This window comes from Kitasatospora nipponensis (assembly GCF_039528135.1).
GTDB lineage: Bacteria > Actinomycetota > Actinomycetes > Streptomycetales > Streptomycetaceae > Kitasatospora > Kitasatospora nipponensis.
In genome coordinates, this window is the sequence record NZ_BAAALF010000918.1 from 1 (window position 1) to 592 (window position 592).

Below are 592 nucleotides of genomic sequence, written 5' to 3' on the forward strand. Positions count from 1 at the left end.
CGCCCGTCTGCTCGCCGAGCACCGGCTCGCGCGCCAGTCCGGCTCCGGCAGCGGTGTCCGGGTGGTCGCCGGCGACGAGGTGTCCTCGCACGCACTGCTGCTCGCAGCGCTGCCCGACGAGTTGAGCAGCTCCTTCCACGAGCGGCTGCTGCGGGACCTACGTGCCTACGATGCGCGGCACCAGTCGGACCTCGTGCATACCCTGTGGCTGTTCCTGGAGGCCTCGGGTTCCTGGGCGAAAGCGGCTGCCGAACTGCACGTCCACGTCAACACGCTGCGGTATCGCATTCGCCGGATCGAGGAGATCACCGGTAAGGACCTGGCGCGCTTCGCGGACCGCGTCGACCTGTACCTCGCCCTCCAACTCGGGTAGGGCGCCTCCCGGTCATGCGGTGGCAAGTCCGCCTGCGCCCGTGACGGCAGCGGCGACGACACGAGGCCGGAGAGACCCCGGCCCCGGCGCGCGGACCAGGGGCCGTGCGGCGTTCGCCGACGAGCGCATTCGTCAGGCACACTGCCGAACATGCCCAGGGTCGCCACGGGGGAATCCGTCCTCACCCGCGTGGTGCGGATCATCGAAGTCTTCACCGCG

General features: G+C 70.6%; 1 protein-coding gene. It reads left to right on the forward strand.

Features of this window, described 5'->3' with window-relative positions:
- The coding region (locus ABD323_RS44060; protein WP_344447620.1) for a PucR family transcriptional regulator at positions 1–373 on the forward strand (373 nt) is incomplete at its 5' end.
- Positions 374–592: the final 219 nt, after the last annotated feature.